The sequence below is a fragment of the Streptomyces sp. SID13726 genome (genome assembly GCF_010548375.1).
Classification (GTDB): Bacteria; Actinomycetota; Actinomycetes; order Streptomycetales; family Streptomycetaceae; genus Streptomyces.
Genome location: NZ_JAAGLY010000724.1, coordinates 1 through 402, shown reverse-complemented (window position 1 = coordinate 402; position 402 = coordinate 1). Strand labels below are relative to the sequence as shown.

At 73.6% G+C, this 402-nt stretch carries 1 pseudogene; it reads left to right on the top strand.

Annotated elements, in window-relative coordinates:
• Positions 1–402: pseudogene (locus G3I78_RS49970) on the top strand (MFS transporter); the annotation flags it as partial.

The following is a 402-nucleotide window of genomic DNA, read 5'->3' as shown; positions in this document are numbered from 1 at the left end:
CGCGCGGTCGCTTCGACCTCCCGGGCACCCTGGGACTGGCCGCCACCCTCGTCGGACTGCTCATCGCCATCACCCGGGGTTCGGACTGGGGCTGGACCTCCCCGCGCACGCTCGGCCTGCTCGGCGCCTCCGTGGCCGTGGGCCTGCTGTGGGGCTGGTTCGAACTGCGCACCGTGTCGCCCATGGTCGACCTGCGGGTCTCCGCGCGGCCCGCCGTCCTGCTCACCAACGTGGCGGCCCTGCTCATCGGCTTCGCGTTCTACGCGAACTCCCTGGTCACCGGGCAGATGGTGCAGGAGCCCACCAGCACCGGGTACGGCCTCGGCGCGTCCATCGTGGTGAGCGGCCTGTGCCTGCTGCCCGGAGGCCTGGCCATGGTGGCCCTCTCCCCCGTCCCGGCCC